The sequence below is a fragment of the Belnapia sp. AC561 genome (assembly GCF_979252845.1).
Genome location: NZ_CEEDBP010000398.1, coordinates 1 through 247 on the forward strand (window position 1 = coordinate 1; position 247 = coordinate 247).

At 58.3% G+C, this 247-nt stretch carries 1 protein-coding gene; it reads left to right on the forward strand.

All coding sequences use genetic code 11. The features are described from left to right. The coding region (locus AC0IW9_RS31595) for a hypothetical protein (protein WP_471652235.1) at positions 1-247 on the forward strand (247 nt) is incomplete at both ends.

The following is a 247-nucleotide window of genomic DNA, read 5'->3' on the forward strand; positions in this document are numbered from 1 at the left end:
GAGCCTGGACAACGTGTCGGCGTTCGGCACGCTGTATGACTCGCTGAACACCTACAACCGCGACGATTTCAAATCGATGCTGGCGGCCAACCCGGCGAACTTCAGTGAGCTGCTGGCGCTGCAAGATTTCATCGGCCTGCAAATTGTCAGCTCCGACGCCACCGTCAAAGTCGCGGCCAGCGCCGATCTCAAAGCCAGCAATAACCTCAGCGTGACCGCCGAAAGTACCCGGCAAATCGACAGCAAT